This is a genomic window from Streptomyces sp. NPDC052064, from assembly GCF_055585925.1.
In genome coordinates this window covers 1-17,553 of record NZ_JBVJJE010000001.1, presented here as the reverse complement: position 1 = coordinate 17,553, position 17,553 = coordinate 1, and the positions used below count along the sequence as shown (strand labels likewise).

19 protein-coding genes are annotated in these 17,553 nt (G+C 71.0%); 5 read left to right on the top strand and 14 right to left on the bottom strand.

The window, feature by feature from the left end; all coding sequences use genetic code 11:
* Nucleotides 1-44: 44 nt before the first annotated feature.
* The 7 genes from ACZ6TU_RS00095 to ACZ6TU_RS00065 form a co-directional block, all read right to left on the bottom strand.
* The gene (locus tag ACZ6TU_RS00095; protein ID WP_467679046.1) at nucleotides 45-983 is read right to left on the bottom strand and encodes an AurF N-oxygenase family protein; all 939 of its coding nucleotides are present in this window, start codon (nucleotides 981-983) and stop codon (nucleotides 45-47) included.
* 175 nt (nucleotides 984-1,158) lie between these two features.
* Nucleotides 1,159-2,637, bottom strand: a complete 1,479-nt coding sequence (locus ACZ6TU_RS00090; RefSeq protein WP_469545537.1) for a penicillin-binding transpeptidase domain-containing protein — start codon at nucleotides 2,635-2,637, stop codon at nucleotides 1,159-1,161.
* On the bottom strand, nucleotides 2,634-3,998 hold the full coding sequence (locus ACZ6TU_RS00085; protein WP_467679049.1) for an FtsW/RodA/SpoVE family cell cycle protein: 1,365 nt from the start codon (nucleotides 3,996-3,998) through the stop codon (nucleotides 2,634-2,636). Before ACZ6TU_RS00085 ends, ACZ6TU_RS00090 begins: the two co-directional genes overlap by 4 nt.
* Before the next feature lie 52 nt (nucleotides 3,999-4,050).
* Complete coding sequence (locus tag ACZ6TU_RS00080; protein ID WP_467679051.1) at nucleotides 4,051-4,413, bottom strand: SH3 domain-containing protein; 363 nt, start codon at nucleotides 4,411-4,413, stop codon at nucleotides 4,051-4,053.
* Nucleotides 4,414-4,526: 113 nt separating this feature from the next.
* Entirely contained in the window at nucleotides 4,527-5,780 is a 1,254-nt protein-coding gene (locus tag ACZ6TU_RS00075; protein WP_467679053.1) for an ATP-binding protein, read from the bottom strand.
* Nucleotides 5,777-6,523, bottom strand: a complete 747-nt coding sequence (locus tag ACZ6TU_RS00070) for a hypothetical protein (protein WP_467679090.1) — start codon at nucleotides 6,521-6,523, stop codon at nucleotides 5,777-5,779. The genes ACZ6TU_RS00075 and ACZ6TU_RS00070 overlap by 4 nt, the downstream gene beginning before the upstream one ends.
* Before the next feature lie 658 nt (nucleotides 6,524-7,181).
* Complete coding sequence (locus tag ACZ6TU_RS00065; protein ID WP_469545532.1) at nucleotides 7,182-7,685, bottom strand: protein-tyrosine phosphatase family protein; 504 nt, start codon at nucleotides 7,683-7,685, stop codon at nucleotides 7,182-7,184.
* A gap of 286 nt (nucleotides 7,686-7,971) precedes the next feature.
* Here ACZ6TU_RS00065 and ACZ6TU_RS00060 point away from each other — a divergent pair, with 286 nt between their 5' ends.
* Nucleotides 7,972-8,775 carry a nuclease-related domain-containing protein gene (locus ACZ6TU_RS00060; protein WP_469545527.1) on the top strand — a complete coding sequence of 268 codons (804 nt, stop codon included), beginning with the start codon at nucleotides 7,972-7,974 and terminating at the stop codon, nucleotides 8,773-8,775.
* A gap of 77 nt (nucleotides 8,776-8,852) precedes the next feature.
* Here the strand turns inward: ACZ6TU_RS00060 and ligD are convergent, their stop codons facing one another.
* Nucleotides 8,853-9,734, bottom strand: a complete 882-nt coding sequence (gene ligD, locus ACZ6TU_RS00055; RefSeq protein ID WP_469545525.1) for a non-homologous end-joining DNA ligase — start codon at nucleotides 9,732-9,734, stop codon at nucleotides 8,853-8,855.
* Between the two features lie 63 nt (nucleotides 9,735-9,797).
* Here ligD and ku point away from each other — a divergent pair, with 63 nt between their 5' ends.
* Nucleotides 9,798-10,820 (top strand): non-homologous end joining protein Ku, encoded by a 1,023-nt coding sequence (gene ku / locus ACZ6TU_RS00050; RefSeq protein WP_467679060.1) that lies wholly within the window; start codon nucleotides 9,798-9,800, stop codon nucleotides 10,818-10,820.
* Nucleotides 10,821-10,840: 20 nt separating this feature from the next.
* Here ku and ACZ6TU_RS00045 read toward each other — a convergent pair whose 3' ends face one another.
* Together ACZ6TU_RS00045 and ACZ6TU_RS00040 are read right to left on the bottom strand one after the other, a co-directional pair.
* Nucleotides 10,841-12,649 (bottom strand): rhamnogalacturonan lyase family protein, encoded by a 1,809-nt coding sequence (locus tag ACZ6TU_RS00045; protein ID WP_469545522.1) that lies wholly within the window; start codon nucleotides 12,647-12,649, stop codon nucleotides 10,841-10,843.
* A gap of 171 nt (nucleotides 12,650-12,820) precedes the next feature.
* Nucleotides 12,821-13,390: a helix-turn-helix domain-containing protein gene (locus ACZ6TU_RS00040; protein WP_467679064.1), complete on the bottom strand. Its 570-nt coding sequence runs from the start codon at nucleotides 13,388-13,390 to the stop codon at nucleotides 12,821-12,823.
* A 189-nt stretch (nucleotides 13,391-13,579) separates the two neighbouring features.
* On the opposite strand from ACZ6TU_RS00040, the gene ACZ6TU_RS00035 reads away from it, so the two are divergent.
* Together ACZ6TU_RS00035 and ACZ6TU_RS00030 are read left to right on the top strand one after the other, a co-directional pair.
* The gene (locus ACZ6TU_RS00035) at nucleotides 13,580-14,203 is read left to right on the top strand and encodes an AzlC family ABC transporter permease (RefSeq protein ID WP_469545516.1); all 624 of its coding nucleotides are present in this window, start codon (nucleotides 13,580-13,582) and stop codon (nucleotides 14,201-14,203) included.
* A complete protein-coding gene (locus ACZ6TU_RS00030) occupies nucleotides 14,200-14,538 on the top strand; it encodes an AzlD domain-containing protein (RefSeq protein ID WP_467679067.1) in 339 nt (112 codons plus the stop codon). The genes ACZ6TU_RS00035 and ACZ6TU_RS00030 overlap by 4 nt, the downstream gene beginning before the upstream one ends.
* Before the next feature lie 73 nt (nucleotides 14,539-14,611).
* On the opposite strand, the gene ACZ6TU_RS00025 is transcribed toward ACZ6TU_RS00030, so the two are convergent.
* Both ACZ6TU_RS00025 and ACZ6TU_RS00020 read right to left on the bottom strand, forming a co-directional pair.
* On the bottom strand, nucleotides 14,612-15,118 hold the full coding sequence (locus ACZ6TU_RS00025; RefSeq protein WP_467679069.1) for an Asp23/Gls24 family envelope stress response protein: 507 nt from the start codon (nucleotides 15,116-15,118) through the stop codon (nucleotides 14,612-14,614).
* A 117-nt stretch (nucleotides 15,119-15,235) separates the two neighbouring features.
* A complete protein-coding gene (locus ACZ6TU_RS00020) occupies nucleotides 15,236-15,832 on the bottom strand; it encodes a TetR/AcrR family transcriptional regulator (RefSeq protein WP_467679071.1) in 597 nt (198 codons plus the stop codon).
* A 104-nt stretch (nucleotides 15,833-15,936) separates the two neighbouring features.
* Between ACZ6TU_RS00020 and ACZ6TU_RS00015 the strand changes: the two genes are divergently transcribed.
* Nucleotides 15,937-16,215 carry a hypothetical protein gene (locus tag ACZ6TU_RS00015; protein WP_467679072.1) on the top strand — a complete coding sequence of 93 codons (279 nt, stop codon included), beginning with the start codon at nucleotides 15,937-15,939 and terminating at the stop codon, nucleotides 16,213-16,215.
* Between the two features lie 305 nt (nucleotides 16,216-16,520).
* On the opposite strand, the gene ACZ6TU_RS00010 is transcribed toward ACZ6TU_RS00015, so the two are convergent.
* Together ACZ6TU_RS00010 and ACZ6TU_RS00005 are read right to left on the bottom strand one after the other, a co-directional pair.
* The gene (locus tag ACZ6TU_RS00010; RefSeq protein ID WP_037688430.1) at nucleotides 16,521-17,168 is read right to left on the bottom strand and encodes an MSMEG_1061 family FMN-dependent PPOX-type flavoprotein; all 648 of its coding nucleotides are present in this window, start codon (nucleotides 17,166-17,168) and stop codon (nucleotides 16,521-16,523) included.
* A 60-nt stretch (nucleotides 17,169-17,228) separates the two neighbouring features.
* Nucleotides 17,229-17,553 (bottom strand): transposase (locus ACZ6TU_RS00005; RefSeq protein WP_469545510.1); only part of this gene is annotated, 325 nt, incomplete at its 5' end.

Below are 17,553 nucleotides of genomic sequence, written 5' to 3'. Positions count from 1 at the left end.
GACAGTAGCCACCCCGCATGGACATGATCTGACCCGGGTATGCCCTAGGCCAGCAGCCCCGACGCCTTCCACAGCCGCCGCCCGACGCCCCGCAACACCCCGATGTCGTCAAGGAAGTCCGTCAGCCGCCTGGATCCGTTCTGCATGACCTCGCGGCGATGCCCGCTCGCCCGTACCTGGGCGAGAGCCTCCCGCTTGTCCAGGCCCACGTTCGTGTAGACGTCGGGGTTCACGAACGCCACGGAGAACACCCGGGCGAACTCCCCGGAGGTGACGCGGGTGAACTCCTGGGACCACTTCGGGGCCGTCACCATCTGGCGGCGGAGTTCCTCGCGGGCGTAGCGGACGTGGCGGGCCTCCTCCACGACGTGGATGCGGGTGACGCCGCGGATGAGGGGCTGGACCCGCTCGTCGGGGAACGTCAGGCGCTGCATCCAGTCGAGGACCTCCTCGCCGAGCAGCGTGGCCGTGAAGGAACCGGGCGTGGTGGAGATGGTCTTGAACAGGCGGCCCAGATGCTGGTGCGCGCGGCTGACCGGGTACCAGGGCGTGCCGCCGTGGGATATCAGGCGGGCGAACATCTTGGAGTGCCGGCACTCGTCCTCGATCTCGGTGAGCGCGTAGCGCACGTGCGCGCTCGTCGCCGCCTTGTCGTAGATGTGCCGGACCAGCAGCTGCATGAGGATGATCTCGAACCAGATGCCGAGCGAGGCCAGCGCCGCCGCCTCGTGCTGGGAGAGCAGGATCCGCTGCTCCTCGCTCATCCGCTTCCAGAGCGGCGTGTCGTAGAGGGACACCAGCTCCGGCGGCCAGAACCACTTGCCCTCCTCGAAGGGCGCGTCCCAGTCCAGTTCCTTGTCCGGGTCGAAGGAGTGCTTGGCGGAGGAGTCGAGCAGCCGCTGGGCCACCTGCTCCCGGTCCTTGAGCAGGCCCAGGGCATCGCGCAGGCCGTCGAGCGCGTCGGCTTCGGTCAGGGTCGTCATGGCTGCCCACCTCGTTGTGCACACGTCACTGTTCCCCTTATGAGACTACCTGTCAGCAAGCTCGTCAATCCCCTGCGCGCGACTTGTTGACCCGGCGTCTACCCCGCGTGCGCCAGGGCGTCCCTGAGCTGGGCGACTCCGACCTGGAGCGGATGCATGCCGGTACGGTCCCGTCTCATGAACCGGGCAGCCGGTCCCGGGCTTTGAGCACCGCCTCCATCACCGCCCGCGCGATCGGCGCCGCGTCGCCGCCCCCGCTGATGTCCCGGCGCTCCGCCTCCGCGTCCTCCACGACCACCGCGACCGCCACCCTCGGTGCCAGGTCGCGGTCGCCCTGTGCCCAGGAGATGAACCAGGCGTACGGCATGCCGGAGTTGCCACGGCCGTGCTGGGCGGTGCCGGTCTTGCCGCCCACCTTGGCGCCCCGGATCGCGGCCCGGCGTCCGGTGCCCTTCTCGACCACCTCCCGCATCAGCGCGCGCAGCCGGACCGCGGTCGAGGGGTACATCGCCTGGCGGACCGCGCGCGAGCCGGATGTCGCGAGGGTGCTGCCGCCCGGTCGTGTCGTGCGTTCCACCAGGTACGGCTCCCGTAGCTGACCGCCGTTGGCGACGGCCGCCGCGACCATCGCCATCTGGAGCGGTGTGGCCCGGGTGTTGTACTGGCCGATCGACGACAGGCCGAGCTGGGCCTTGTCGAGCGAGGTGTCGAAGGTGGACCGGGCTGCCGGGAAGGGAATGCGCAGCGCCGGGTTGTTGAAGCCGAAGGCGTGGGCCGTGGCCGTCATGTCCGTCACACCCACCTCCACGCCGAGCTTGGCGAACACCGTGTTGCAGGAGAGGGTGAAGGCCTTGCGCACGGAGGCGTCCCGGCAGCCCCGGGACGCGTTCGTCAGGCGTGTCCGCGTCCCGGGCAGGGTGTACGGGTCGGGGGAGTCCGTCGGCGCGTCGAGGTCCCTGACCGCGCCGGCGTCCAGCGCGGCGGCCGCGGTGACGACCTTGAAAGTCGAGCCCGGCGGATACGTCTGCCGTACCGCCCGGTTGAGCATCGGCCGGTCCTTGTCCGAGGTGAGCCGTGTCCAGGCCCGGGCCGCCGCCGAACCGTTCCCGGACAGCGGCTGAGGGTCGTAGGACGGGCGGGACGCCAGGGCCAGGATCCGGCCGGTCGACGGTTCCAGCGCCGCGACCGCGCCCTTGAGCCCGGCGAGTCCCTTGTAGGCCGCCTGCTGCGCGGCCGGGTCGAGAGTCGTGACGACGTCCCCGCCGGAGTTCCGTGCCCGCGTGAAGTCGTTCCACAGCGGGAACGGCGCGAGCAACGGGTCCGTGCCGGACAGGATGCCGTCCTCGGCCTGCTCCAGGAGCGTCGTTCCGTACAGCTGGGAGGCGAAACCGGTGACCGGCGCGTACAACGGGCCGTCGGTGTAGGTCCGTTCGTAGCGCAGGTGCTCGCGGGTGTCCTTCGAGCCGGTGACCGGCCGACCGCCGACCAGGATGTCGCCGCGCGGCTCCTCGTAACGGGCGATGTCGGGGCGGCGGTTGGCGGGGTTGCGGTCGTACTCGGGGGCCTGGACGACCTGGACGCGGGCGGCGTTCAGCAGCAGCGCCACCAGCAGCACGGCGCAGAAGACGCCGGCGTGCCGGATGTGCCGCGTCACCGGGGGCCCTGCCCGTCGTACTGACGGCGTGCCGAGTCGCTGACGCGGACCAGCAGCGCCACGATCGCCCAGTTGGTCACCACCGACGAGCCGCCCTGCGCCAGGAACGGCATCGCCATGCCGGTCAGCGGGATCAGGCCGGTCACTCCGCCCGCGATCACGAACACCTGGAGCGCCACGAGCGAGGCGAGTCCGACGGCGAGCAGCCGCCCGAAGGGCTCGCGCAGCGCGAGGCCGGCCCGGTAGCCGCGCTCCACCAGCAGGCCGTAGAGGAGGAAGATCGCGGACAGTCCTGCCAGGCCGAGTTCCTCGCCGGCCGTGGCCAGGATGAAGTCCGACTTCACGGCGAAGCCGATGAGGACCGAGTGACCGAGCCCGAGACCGGTGCCGAGCATGCCGCCCTCCGCGAAGGCGAACAGGGACTGGGCGAGCTGGTTCGGGCCTTCGCCCGCCTCGATCGAAGCGAACGGGTGCAGCCACGTCTCGATCCTGCTGTGCACGTGCGGCTCCAGCCGCCCGACGGCGACCGCCCCCAGCGCGGCCAGCAGCAGACCGACGGCGATCCAGCCGGTGCGGCCGGTGGCGACGTAGAGCAGGACGACGAACAGGCCGAAGAAGAGCAGCGATGTCCCGAGGTCCCGCTCCAGGACCAGGACCCCGACGCTCACCAGCCAGACGGCGGCGATCGGGCCGAGGACCCGGCCGGTGGGCAGCTGGAGCTTCCAGATGCGGCGGCCGGTGTAGGCGAGGGCGTTGCGGTTCGCGGCCAGGTACGCGGCGAAGAACACCGCCAGGAGCACCTTCGCGAACTCGCCCGGCTGGATGGAGAACCCGGCGATCCGGATCCAGATGCGGGCGCCGTTCACCGCGGGGAACAGGATCGGCAGGGTGAGCAGCACGAGCGCGGCGACGACACAGACGTAGGTGTAACGCTGGAGCACTCTGTGGTCCCGCAGCAGCAGGACGACCAGGATGAACAGTGCCACGCCGAGAGTCGACCAGATCAGCTGGGCCGGTGCCGCCCGGTCGCCCGGGGTCTCCAGATCGAGCCGGTAGATGAGCACCAGGCCGAGACCGTTGAGCAGCACGCCGATGGGCAGGAGGAGCGGGTCGGCGTGCGGGGCCCGCAGGCGCACGGCCAGATGTGCCAGCAACGCGAGCACGCCGAGCCCGGCGCCGTAGCCTGCGGCACCGGGCGGGAGGGTGCCGTGCTGGGCGAGGCCGACGGCGCAGTAGCCGTACACGGACAGCAGTACGGCCAGGACGATGAGAGCGAGTTCGACGCCACGGCGCCGGGGGAGGCGGCGGACGGCGGGGGCGGGCGGGTCCGCCGTCGCCACGGTGATTCCGGCCTTACTCATGTCCGGAACTTACCCAAACAGTGCGTCTTGTGCGCCTTTGGCTGACCGAATGTCAGCACCAGCGTGGCGCGGGTCCGATGTTGTCGATGTAGCGGGCCGCGCCCCAGGCCCAGGTGCCGTCCGTGAGGAGGTACCAGAGGGGGTTGCCCTGGACGGTCTCGCCGCCGGTCTTGCAGAAGATGCTGACGACGTCGCCCTTGTGGGCGTATCGGATGATCTGCGAGCCGCGGTTCGGGGCACTGCGCAGCGCCAGCGTGTTCGCCGTGACGACGCCCTGGGCGAGGTCCGGGTCGTGGCGGGTCCCGTTGCCGCCGCTCGGGCCCAAGTCGTCGTGCGCGGCGGCGGGCGTGACGGCGGCCGCGGCGGCGAGGAGCCCGGCGGCGGTTGTTATGGAGATGCGGGAGCGCAGCGACACGGGGTCACCTCCATGTGGGGGCGAAGGTGCCGAAGCTGACTGATCGCCACATTAGGAGCGGCCTCCGGCCCCCGCCCGTCACAGTGGGCCATAGGAGAACGCGCCCCGGGCTCTCACTCCGGCGCCAGTTTCAGGGTCGCCACAGCTCCACCGTCCGGGGCGTTGACGAACTCCAGCCGCGCCCCCAGCACCTCGGCCTGCCCCGACGCGATGGTCAGCCCCAGCCCATGCCCCTTGGTCCCGCCCTCCGTGCGGAACCGCTGCGGACCGTGCGCCACCAGATACTCCGGAAAACCGTCTCCGTGATCCCGAACGGTGACCACCGGCCCGTCCACGGTCAGCACGACCGGCCCCCGCCCGTGCCTGTGCGCGTTCGCCACGAGATTCCCCAACACCCGTTCCAACCGCCGCCGATCCGTCTCCACGGCCACATCCCGTACGACACGGACCTCCGTGTCGCTCCCCGCGCCCCGCACCACCCGCTCGGCCAGCGGCCCCAACTGCTCGGTGTCCAGCTCCAGCCGCTCCCGGCCCGTGTCCAGCCGGGAGATCTCCAGCAGGTCCTCGGTGAGGGTGCGCAGTGCCGCCACCCGGTCCCGCACCAGCTCGGTCGGCCGGCCGGGCGGCAGCAGTTCGGCCGCCGCGTGCAGCCCGGTCAGCGGGGTGCGCAGCTCGTGCGCCACATCCGCGGTGAACCGCTGCTCGGCGAGCAGTTTGCCCTGCAACGACGACGCCATGGAGTCCAGCGCGGCGGCGACCGCGGCCACCTCGTCCTGCGGGCGCGCAGGGTCCTTCCTGAGCGGGTCGGTCCGGGGGTCGTTCACGCGCGCGTCCAGGTCGCCCGCGCTGATCCGCCGGGCCACCAGCGCCGTGGTGCGCAGCCGCCGCGTCACCCGCGTCACCGCGAACGCGCCGACCAGCAGCGTCGCTCCGATCGCCAGCGCCGAGGACCACAGGATCGCCCGGTCCAGGCCCTGGATGGTGCTGGCCTGCTGCGAGTAGTCGACCGCCACGGCCAGGGCCCGGCCGCCGTCGGCGGGTCCGGCCGCCCACATCATGGGGCGCCCCTGGAAGTCGGCGACCATCGTGCCGCGATCCCCGCCGACCGCCAGGTTCCGCAGCGACCGGGGCAGGCCCGGGGGATCCACGCCGGCGCCACGCTTGAGCGTGTCCCCGGCCTCGTACCGCTCCGTCGCCTGCGTCAGCCGCTGCAACGCCTGGTCGCGGGCCTGGTCGACGGTCTGGTTCGTCACCTGCACGTGCACCAGGACGCCGAGCAGGGCGGCCAGCGCGCAGCACATCACGGTGATGAAGGCGGCGGCCTTCGCGGCGAGCGTTCCGGACCACTGGGGGAGCGTGGGTCTCATCCGGTGCTCGCCGAAGGGGAGAGGGAGGGGGCGGCGGAGGGCTGCCGGGAGTGCCTCCGCGGGCCGGTGCGCAGCATCTCGTCCTGGGTGAGGAGCATGGCCCGCTGGTCCGGGTCCCAGGTCCACTGGAGACGGTACTCGTAGCCCGCGACCTCGGACGGCGAGCGGATGACGAGGGAACGCCCGGCCAGCTCGACGCCGCTCAGCGCGTCCTCCCAGGCCATCACCTGCACGAGCCGGTGCTTCTCGACGGTGTAGACGCGCACCGCGGTGGTCTTGCCGGGCAGCAGCCGGAAGCCCAGCGTCAGGTCGTCGCGCCCGTCGCCGGTCAGGTCCCGATAGTACGGCCTGAGAACCGGGCACCGGCCGTGTTCCGGGCCCCTGCCGCAGTCGGCCATCCGGCGGTTCGTGTCGCGGTAGGGCGCCTTGTCGCCGTCGTAGTCGCCGGGGCTCGCGGCGATTTCGGCCCGGACGACCCCGACCGGGTCCACCCGGCGGATGTCGTCGGCGGCGACCTTGACGCCCTTGATCACCTCGGTGTTCACCTCACCGATCTCGAAGGCCGGACTGGACGCCGGCGTCAGCTCCGGCCAGAGCCGGGCCGGCCCGACGGCCGTCGGCGTCGCACCTGAGCCCTCCAGCCCACCTGCGTCTCCGCAGCCGACGGCGGCCGCCAGCAGGAGAGCGACGGCGGCGGCACGACGGGCGACTCTTCCGGGCCCCCGGCGGCGGCTTCCTGCGATGCCGGGCGGGTTTCCGAAGCGGGCCGGCGGTTTTCCGAGACGGCCGGGCGGCGTTTCGGCGCGGGCGGTCGGGTTTCCGACGCGACCGGGCAGGCCTCCGTAGCGGCCGAGGCTGCTTCCCGGTCGGTCCGGCAGGCTTCCGGGGTGCCCGAGGGGGTTTCCTGGGTGGTCCGGCGGGTTTTCGGGGTGGTCCGGCTCAGTTCCCGGGTGCCTGATGCTGCTCACTGGTTGGTCCGGCAGGGTTTCCGGGCGGTCGAGGCGGCGTCCCAGTCGGTCCAGCAGGTATCCCAGGAGGCCCGGGCGGCTTCCCGGTCGGTCCAGCAGGCATCCCCGGCGGCCGAGGCGGCTTCCGAGGCGGCCAGAAAGGCTGTCAGGACGGCCGAAAAAGCCGTCGGGGCAGCCGGAGGGGGCACCCGAGCGGTCGGAAGGGCGATCCGAGCGGCCGGAAAAGTCACAGGAGCGGCCGGAAAGGCCAGCCGAGCGACCGGAAAGGTCCTCGGGGCGACCGGAAAGGCTGTCGACGCGGCTGACCGGGCGGCTGACGGGCACTGCACTCCTGCCGTTCGAAGGTGATCACACAGCTCGGACCGACCGTCGGCCCCGTACACCTTATTCGCGGGGAAGTCCTATTTGGGCGCGAGGGAGTCCGTTGGCCGCCCTACTCGGTGAGCTCCTCCAGCAGCCGGGCCGTCGCCAACCCGGCCCGCAGGTACTCGACGAACAGCTCGTTGTGCAGCGCCCAGGGCGAACGACGGTCCCGGATCAGCCGGACCGCCGCGTCAGCGGAGCTTCCCCGCCGCATCAGCGCGTGCGCGACGACGAGGCCGGAGCGGTTGTACCCGTGGTAACAGCGGACGAGGACCTTGCGGCCCTCGTCCAGCGCCTCGCACGCCGCCTCGGCCAGCCGGATCACGCCGGCGAGCTGCGTCCCGTCGAGCGGCCCGTCGGGGATGGGCCAGACGTGGTGCGGGACGTCCGCGTCGGGCCCGTGCCCCGGCAGCCGCAGCAGCGTCTGCACGAGGTCGAACTCGTCCCGTACGACGGCGAACTCCGGATGGCCCAAGGCCCCGGCGTACTCATGGCCGCCCATCCACAACCCGGGGACGACCTCGCTCCACGGACTCTCCGGAGCCGGCACATCGGGTTTCCTGCGGGTACGCAACGGCGCCTCCCCAGCATCACCGCCCGAGGGCCTGCCCGGCGGATCGTGCCGCAGACGTGTGGTCCGGCACGCGTATCTGCCGCGTCGTCGTCGGTCCCCGACGCTCCGCGTCGGCTCCCTCCTCCGCCTTGCAGCTACCCGCACCAGACCACGCTCACCGGCGTTGACCAGGCACTCCGCCCTCACTGCGGCCTGATCCGCCGGGCAGGCCCAACTCCTCTCAAAGGTAACCGGGTTCTTGCCCCCGCAGCACCCCGCCTGTTCCCATGGACTGGGGTGATGGTGCATGGACGGACTGCGCGTCATACCGACCTGGCGGCACGGCCAGGAACGGCTGTACGTCTGCCTCCCGGACGGCAGGAACATCGCCTGGTACGACCGTGAGGCGGGCCGGGTCAACCTGCTGGGCGAGGACCGTGAGGACGACGTGCTCCGGGCCCTCGGGCCCTTCGTCACCGGCCCCGTGACGGTCGGGCCGCCCCCGGTCCCCACCCCCGCCGAGCTCGCCCGTCTGACTCTGCACCCCGACGACGACCTGGCCCCGAACCGCCCCGGCGAGGCCCTCCTCGTCGCCCTCGACCGCGACCCCGGCCCGGCTCACCGGCTGCGCCCCGACCCGCGCCGCCGGGCCCTGGAGGCGGAGCAGACGGTCGGGGACGCCCTGGACCGCCTGGACGGCGCGGGCTGGCACGCCGTGCACTCCGTCCCGCTCCCCGGCGGCAGCCGTATCCACCACCTGCTGATCGGCCCCGGCGGGCTGTTCGCCCTGCACACCCGGTACGCACGAAAGCAGCGGGTCACGGTCGCCGACCCCATGGTCACCCTGGGCCGCCGCGAACCGACCGCCCTGCTCCGCCGCGTCCGCGCCGACGCCGACCGTGCCTCCTACGCCCTGACGGCGGAGGTCCGCCCCGTGCTCGCCCTGGTCGGCCCGACGGCCGTGTCGATCCCGGCCGCACCGCGCGAGGTCCGCGTCCTCACGGACCTGGAGCTGCAGACCCTGGCCCGCCAGGGCGGCGTCCTGAAGCCGGCGGACGTGGAGGCCCTGCACGCGATGGCACGGGACCGCAACACGTGGACGCGGGTGTGAGGGCGTTCCGCCAGGCCCCTGGCCGAGCGCGTGCCGTCAGGCCGTAGCCGGGGCAGTCGTAGCCAGGGCAACCGCAGCTAGGGCAGCCGACCTGCGCTGCCCGGGTCGAGGAGCGGCGCGAGCAGATCCCCGTAGTCCTGCACCCGAGGTGCGATGTCGGTCGCGTGGAAGTCCAGACGGCCGGGCGAGCCGCACTCCTCGACCTCCTCCCAGGCCACGGGCGCCGAGACGGTCGGCTCGGGGCGGGCCCGAAGGGTGTAGGGGGTCGCCGTGGTCTTGCGCGCGGCGTTCTGGCTCCAGTCGACGAAGACCTTCCCGGGGCGCAGGTTCCTGGTCATCCGGTGCAGCGCGAGCCGGGGCATGGCCTTCTCCGCCTCGACGGCCAGCTCCTTGGCGTACTCGGACACCCGCTCGGAGGACGCTCCGCGCACGGCGGCGAGCAGATGCAGCCCCTTGGAGCCGGAGGTCTTGGCGTAGGCCTCGATGCCGTCCGCCGCGAGCCGTTCCCGTAGCCACAGCGCGACCTCGCAGCACTGCACGATGCTCGCGGGCGCTCCCGGATCCAGGTCGAAGACGATGCGGTCGGCCTCGTCCGGCGAGTCGACGAACCACTGGTGGGTGTGGAACTCCGTGACGAGGTTGGCCGCCCACATCAGGCTCGGCAGGTCCTGCACCAGGACCATCCGCGAGGGCCCCTCGACCCGCGGTACCTCGGCGGTGGTGACCCAGTCGGGCGTACCCGGCGGGACGTTCTTCGTGAAGAAGACCTGCCCGTCCGGCCCGTCCGGATACCGCAGGAAGGAGACCGCCCGATCACGCAGGTGGGGCAGCAGGACCTCGGCGACGGTCGCGTAGTAGTGCAGCACCTCGCCCTTGGTGAAGCCGGTGGCGGGATACAGCACCTTCTCCAGATTGCTGAGCGGGAGCCGTCGCCCCTCCACCTCCGTGATAGGCGCCATACGATAAGAATCCCATGCGAATCGCGACAAACGCTCCCGAGCGTGACCGGAAGGGTGCTGCACGTGAGATCCATTTGGAACGGCGCCATCTCCTTCGGCCTGGTCAGCATTCCGATCAAGCTGGTGAACGCCACCGAGAGCCACTCGATCTCCTTCCGCCAGATCCACACCGAGGACGGCGGCCGCATCCGCTATCGCAAGTTCTGTGAGCTGGAGGACCGCGAGGTCACCCAGGGGGAGATCGGCAAGGGCTACGAGGACGCGGACGGCTCGATCATCCCGATCACCGACGAGGACCTGTCCCAGCTGCCCCTCCCCACGGCCAAGACGATCGAGATCGTCGCCTTCGTGCCGGCCGAGCGGATCGATCCGCTCCAGATGGATGCCGCGTACTACCTTCAGGCGAGCGGCGCCCCGGCGGCGAAGCCGTACATCCTGCTGCGGGAGGCCCTCAAGCGCAGCAACAAGGTGGCGATCGCGAAGTTCGCCCTGCGGGGCCGGGAACGCCTGGGCATGCTCCGGGTCGTCGGCGAGGCCATCGCGATGCACGGCCTGCTGTGGCCGGACGAGGTCCGCGCCCCCGAGGGCCTGGCCCCCGACACGAACGTCACGGTCCGCGACCAGGAGCTGGACCTCGCCGACGCGCTGATGGACACCCTGGGCGAGGTCGAGCTGGAGGACCTGCACGACGAGTACCGCGAGGCCGTGGAGGAGGTCATCGCCGCGAAGGCCGCCGGCGAGGCCCTGCCGCAGGCCCCCGAGCCGGCCACGGGCGGCAAGGTTCTCGACCTGATGGCGGCCCTGGAGAGCAGCGTCCGCGCGGCACGCGAGTCCCGCGGCGAGGAGGCCGGCGAGCACGCCGAGGTCAAGTCGCTCCCGCAGCGCGAGACGGCCCGCGCGGCGCCCAAGCAGACCGGCGGCAAGAAGTCGGCGTCCACCGCGAAGAAGACGGCGGCCAAGAAGACCGCGGCATCCGCGAAGAAGTCGACCGCCAAGTCCGGCCAGGGCACGAAGAAGACCGCGTCGAAGGGCACCGCGAAGAAGACGCCCGCGAAGAAGACGACCGCGCGCAAGCGCTCAGCCTGATCCGCACCCGGCCGCACCCCTCACGGCGCGTACGTGATGTCCGGCCGGGGCGGCCGGGCCATACCCGCCCCGAGGAAGTAGTCGACGTGGTGGGACTGCATGTAGCCCTTGAAGGTCATGGCGTTCCGGTAGGCGGGGTTGTGGGCCAGGGTGTACAGCCGGTGGCTCGTCGGCTGGTTCGTCGTGAAGACGATCAGCTCGTCGTAGGACGCGTTGGTGTACACGGCCTCCTCGCGCCAGTCGCCGAAGAGGTCGCCGACGAGGGTGGGACCGCCCTGGGCGGCCTTGACCGCGCCGTGGTTCCAGGTGCTGACCAGCCGGGGCAGGCTGCCGCTCGGCGTCGGGCGGGCCGGGTCCCACTTCTCGATCTTGCCGTCGTTGAGCAGCTCCATGGTGAGGTCCCCGTCCCACCACAGACCCAGCTGGGGCCAGGGGCGCAGCGAGGCGTCCGGCTCGGTGAGCCGGTTGGCGGCCGCGTTGTAGAGACCGGAGAAGGACCACACCTCCATGCCGGGGAAGCGCGGGTCGACGTCACCCGCCATGCCACGACCGACGTCCCCGGGACCACCACCGTGCCGCCAGATCACGTTGCCGTTCGCGGCGTCGTAGTAATACTCGAGCAGACCGCTCGGGTTGTTCTGCTGCACGCCGTAGCCCTCCAGGCCCGGGCGGCTCGGATCCATGTCCGCGATGTGGAAGCGGTCGCCGTGGACGATGCCCTTCGGCCCCATCGAGTAGCGCAGCGTGCCGTTGCCGCCCAGCACGAACCCGATCTCGGCGACCTCGTCCGTCCCGTCGCCGTCGACGTCGACGGCACGCGTGTTGTGCCCGTCGGGCGCGTCCTGGCCGCCGCGCTGCCACGTCCACTGGCGGTCCAGCGAGTCGCCGTCGAACTTCCAGGCGCCCATCATCAGGTTGAAGGCCCCGTCGCCTTGCCGGTTCTTCATGTAGGCGACCAGGCTCGGCGTGGTGCCGTTGAGATACGCCACCCCGAGGCGCGCGGCCATCGGGCCGTCCGCCAGATACGTCGTGGGTACGGCGGACCAGTTGCGGAGTGCTCCGGTCCGGCCGTCGAGTACGGCCATGAACTGCCGCGCGTCGTTCTCGTGCGTCCAGGTCGTCCCGTCGCCGAACCTGACCCCGTCGGCGATCCGCAGGGCGACCTCCGCGCGGCCGTCGCTGTCGAAGTCGTAGACCGTGACGCCGTCCCAGTGGCCCAGGTCGATCGCGGACGACCCCGGCTCGATGTTGTCCTGGTTCCGGCTGTTCGGGCCCAGGTCGACCTCCCAGAGGAAGTCACCGTCACCGCTGTACGCCTCCAGCTTCTGCGGGGAGGTCTGCCGGTCGACGACATAGTCGTACTCGCCGTCGCCGTCGAGGTCGCCGACCCAGACGAACTTCACGGGCCCGCCGGGCCGTAACGGCACGCGCACCACGGGCTCCACGGCATGCCCGGCCGACAGCGTGAACGCACCGCTGGGCGCCTGCTCCTGGCCGCCGACGACCGGGGTCACGCGGTAGCTGTTGGAGCGCGTGAGATCGGCGGTGGAGTCGGTGTAGTTCGTACCGCCGGTCAGCACACCGGAGTTGAGCTTCACGTACGCGCCGCCGGCCGTGGACCGGTACACGTTGAACCCGATGCCCTCCGGGTCGAGCCCCAGCAGTCGCCAGGAGACCAGGACCTGGGTGCTGCTGGAGCGCACGGCCACGACGCCGCGGCCGAGGTTCTCCATCACGCGTGCGGCTTTCACCGTCGGGGCGGGGCTCGCGGCCGCGACGGTGAGTGTGGCGCAGACGGCCAGGACCGTCGCGGTGATCCTCATGCGCATGACAACACCGTCTCCTTCGGGTTGACCGCGTCGACCGAGGGCCGGAAGCCCCGGCGGTTAAACCGTTTTCACAGCTGCGATGGAAGCACCGAGCTGAGTAGCCGTCAATACTGGCGGAACGACACGACGCTCGACCGGAAACGCTTACAGGAGGCGGGAAGCCGTGGACGCTCAGTGGTGCTCGGAGACGAGCACCGCACGAGTGCCGGGCTCCAGTGCCTGGAACACGTGCGGGACGTCGGCCGGATAGCAGATGTAGTCGCCCGGGTGGAGTTCCACCGGCTCGTCGGCGATGCCCACCAGGGCCCGGCCCGCGCCGATCACGACGTGCTCGACGACTCCGGGCGGGTGCGGCGCCGAGGAGCGCTGCGGCCCGGGCTCGGCGGCGACGCTGTAGACGTCCCGCCGGGCCCCGGGCGGGGCGGCGCTGAGCAGCGTGGCCCGGTAGTCACTCTGCTCGGACCCGACGGCCGGCCCTTCGCCCGCCCGGATCACCTGCACCTGCGGCCGCGGCACGGCCACAAGCCGCGAGAAGGGGATCTCCAGGGCCACGCAGAGCGCCCACAGCGTCTCCAGACTCGGATTCCCGGTGCCCGACTCCAGCTGGGAGAGCGTGGACTTGGCGAGCCCGGCCCGGCGGGCGACCTCGGTGAGGGACAGCCCCGCCCGGACGCGCTCGGCCCGCAGTGACGCGGCGATCACTTCGATCGGTGGCTTGGGTGCGGGGCCGGTGTCGGGCATGGGGTGTTCGCTCCAGCGGTCGTTTCGTTCGCCTTGACGTACATCGTAGAGGTGTTCACTATAAAAATCATGCGTTCGTTATGGAGAACAATGGACGGCCGAACACGGGCTGGCCGAACTCGGGGTGGCCGAACAGGGGGTGGTCGACCACTGGGTGGTCCGCTGCTCCGCGACATCGCGCTGGTCTGCATGGCGGTGGGGGTGGTCGGCCTGTCGTACGGCGCCGTCGCGGTCACGTCCGGGTTCGCCTGGTGGTTCCCGGTCCTGACGGGGGTGCTCGTCCTCGCAGCCTCGTCCGAGTTCCTGTTCGTCGGGATCATCGCTGCCGGGGGCAGCCCGATCGCCGCGCTGCTGGCCGGGCTGCTCGTCAACGCGCGCCATCTGCCGTTCGGTCTCGCGGTACCCGACGCCCTCGGGCGGGGCTGGCGCGGAGCGCTCGGCGCGCATCTCATGAACGACGAGACGGTCGTCTTCGTCCTCGCCCAGGACGAGCCGGAGCGCAAGCGGGCCGCGTACCGGCTCTGCGGCCTGGGCATCCTGATCTGCTGGCCCGTCGGCGCCGCGCTGGGCGCACTGCTCGGCAGCGTCGTGCGGGACACCGACGCCCTCGGCCTGGACGCCATGTTCCCCGCGGTGATCCTTGCGCTGCTCCTGCCCGCGCTGAAGGACAGGCCCCTGCGGCGCACGGCCCTGGCCGGCGCGGCCGTGGCCCTGACCGTCACCCCGTTCCTGCCGGCGGGCCTGCCGGTCCTGCTGGCACTGGCCGCCCTGCCCCTGTCCGCCGCCAAGACGAAAAAGGAGGCGATGCGATGAGCGCCGCTGCCGCCATGCCGCTGCTGCCGACGCTGGCGGCGATGCTCGCCCTGGCAGTCGGCACCTTCCTGCTCCGCCTCTCCGGGCCGGCCCTGCGCGCGAGATTCACGCTCCCGGAGCGCGCCGAGAAACTGCTGGAGGTCTCGGCGGTCCTCCTGCTCGCCGCCCTGGCCGCCACGTCCGCCCTCACCGAGGACCACGCCTTCGCCGGCCCCGCCCGACCACTCGGGGTCCTGACCGGCGGAGTGCTCGCCTGGCGCAGGGCCCCGTTCCTCGTCGTCGTACTGGCGTCGGCGGGCACGGCGGCACTGCTGCGACTGGCGGGGGTGCCGTGACACACCCGGTGGTTCAAAAACCGCCCGACGGATATGCCACGCTCATGCGGTCGCCCGCAGCGGACTCGGAGCCTCAGGTCACGCGCCGCCCCTCCTGCCGGGACTCGCCCTCGCCCTCGTCCTCCTCCTCGTCCGGCAGATGAACGTCGTCGACGGCGATGTTGACCTCGACGACCTCCAGCCCGGTCATCCGCTCCACCGCGTTGACGACGTTGGTCCGGATGTCCGCGGCGGTGTCGGCGATGGCAGCGCCGTACTCGACGACCACGTCGAGGTCGACAGCGGTCTGACGCTCACCGACCTCCACCTTCACCCCCTGGGTGACCCCACTGCCTCCCCCGGGCACGCGCTGGCGTACCGCACCGAAGGCCCTGGTCATCCCTCCGCCGAGGTTGTGCACCTCGGGGATCTCCCGGGCCGCCATGCCCGCGATCTTCGCCACGACCGTGTCCGCGATCGCGGTGCTTCCCCGGGCCTCAGCGGGAGCGGCGCCGTCTCCCCTGCGGCCCTGCGGTGTCGTGCCCGCGTCCTGCTGTCCCGTCCCAGTAGCGGTGTTTCTGCGCTGTGTGGTCTCCGTCATGACCGTCACCTCGATGATCGGTGCGGGGTATGAGCAGCGTCGTTCTTATCCACCCTTATCCACGGTAGAACACAGGTGCCTACGGGGCGAAAGTGATGAAATCCCTCGGACGGACGCTCACGGCAGCAGGCGATCGACGTGGCGCTGAAGGACGGCCGACGCCGTCTCCGGTGAGTGATGCCCCGCGAGAACGTGCACGGTGAGACCGTCGGCCACGGCGAGGAGCGTATGCGCCTCCTGTGCGGCGTCGAGGTGCTGCGGGATCTCCTGGCTGTCCTGGCCGTAGCGGATGAGCCACACGACGAGGTCATGGAGCTTGCCGTACGTCTCATGCAGGACGGCGGCGAGCCCCTCGCTGGTCGAAGCATGACTGACGAAGGCCAGCCACACATGCGCCTGGGCCCTCGACTCCTCGCCCAGCAGGGCGAGTTCGGCCAGGGTGTGCGACAGCAGGGTGGACGCGGCCTGGGGGGTGGAGGTCGCGGCGATGCGCTGGTTGGCGCGCTCGCTGACGCGTTGTGAGATGTGCTCCAGCGCGAAGAGCAGCATGTCCTCCTTGGTGCGGAAGCACCGCTGCACGGCCCCCATGGACACGTCAGCCTCCGCGGCGACGTCCCGGAGGCTGACGGCCTCCATCCCGGAACGCGCGATCAGAGCGCACACCGCCTCCGCGATCCGCAGCCGCCGCTCCTCGTAGTCGACCTGCTTGGGCACGCGCCGCTCCTCTCCGACCTCTTTTTCCGATGCACTTGCATCATATCCGTCGACCCTGAAGGATGTGATGCGATCGCATCGAAAAACTCTCCGAAGGGCTTGTCATGCCACAACAGCAGCTCAAGACCTCCGACACCCACTCAGGCCAGGGCCTGCTCTGGCTGTTCGGCGCCATCCTGACCATCCAGGGCTTCGGCTCCGCCATCACGGAGGCCGGCTGGAACACGAGCTTCGGCGTCGCAGGACTCCTACGGGCAGCCCAGGTCCCTGAATGGGGAACCCTCCTGGTCGGCTGCGCGGGCGCGGCCCTGCTGGCGGCGGCGGCACGCCGCCACCACGCGCAGAGCCGGGCCCGTCGCCGCCCCCGGCAACCTCTCAGGTGATGGAGGGCTCCGTATCCACGAGTGGGTCGAGAACATCGAGAGCCGGCGAGAACGCCAGGGCATCGCCGGCGGCGACATCCAGATCTCCGGTGGCGCCCACACCGTGTGCACCCGCATGCGTGATCCACTCTCCGGGCGTCACCCACCTGACGTACCGGGTTCTGCGCGCTTGATGGTGCGAAGGCGCCTTGCTCACTCAGAACCGACTGTCATCGTTTTCAAACGTCGGTTCGCTTCGGGCGGCCCAGGGACGGCCCGGCAACCAGGACTCGACACTTGATGCATGTCGCCGCGGCGGACCGATATCAGGCCAGTCGATGCAGGAGGGAGTCACGCTGATCCTGCTCGACCTCGGCGAGCGTCAAGTTGGGGTCGCGCTGATGAGCAAGAGCGACCTCGGCCGGCGTCGGCTGCTCCGCCTTGAGCGGCCAGGCCTCGGGGCGCCAGAACTTCGACCGGACGAACGCCTTAGCGCAGTGGACGTACACTTCGTCGGTCCGCACGACCAGCGCAGTTTTCGGCGGCTTGCCGATCGGGGTCAGCCGCGCCAGTAGATCTTCATCGGCCGTGATCCAGGCTGCGCCGTTGACGCGAAGCGTCGTGTCCCGGCCAGGGATGACGAAGTTGAGCCCGGCGTGCCCGTTGGCCAGGATGTTGCGATAGCTGTCCAGCCGATTGTTCCCCGTCGCGTCCGGAATCACTACATGACGCTCGTCGAGGACTGTGACGAAACCGGGGGTGCCGCCCCGAGGGGCCACGTCACAGCGGCCATTGGCATCGCTGGTGGCGACGAACACCACGGGCGAGACCGCGATAAGGCGGCGCGACATTTCGTCGATGTGGTCGAGTTCTTTGCGAACCGCCCGCTCTCCGGGGTCCGCGTACAACTCTCGGAGTTGCGCCTCGCTGGTCAGAGCTCGGGGTATCAGGGTGTCATCCACTCTGGCGATCATAGCCCTGGTCGAAGACACGGGGAGCGTGCCCGCGCGGGCGGTGGAGTCTTAGACACCATCTCATTTGGTGAGTCGGCGGTAGCAGATGAGGGTGCAGGCGATGCTGGTGAAGGCGAGGAAGTGCTCGGCTTTGCGTTCGTAGCGTCGGTGGAGTCGACGGCATCCGGCGAGCCAGGACATCGTGCGTTCGATGGTCCAGCGGTGGCGGCCCAGGCGGGTGGAGGACTCGATGCCTTTTCGGGCGATGCGGTGCCTGATGCCGCGTCCGCGTAACCATCGCCGCAGGTGGGCGTAGTCGTATCCCTTGTCGGCGTGGAGCTTTGCCGGCCTGCGTCGGCGGCGTCCGCGCCGGGAGCGGATCGGCGGTATGCCCTTCACCAGTGGG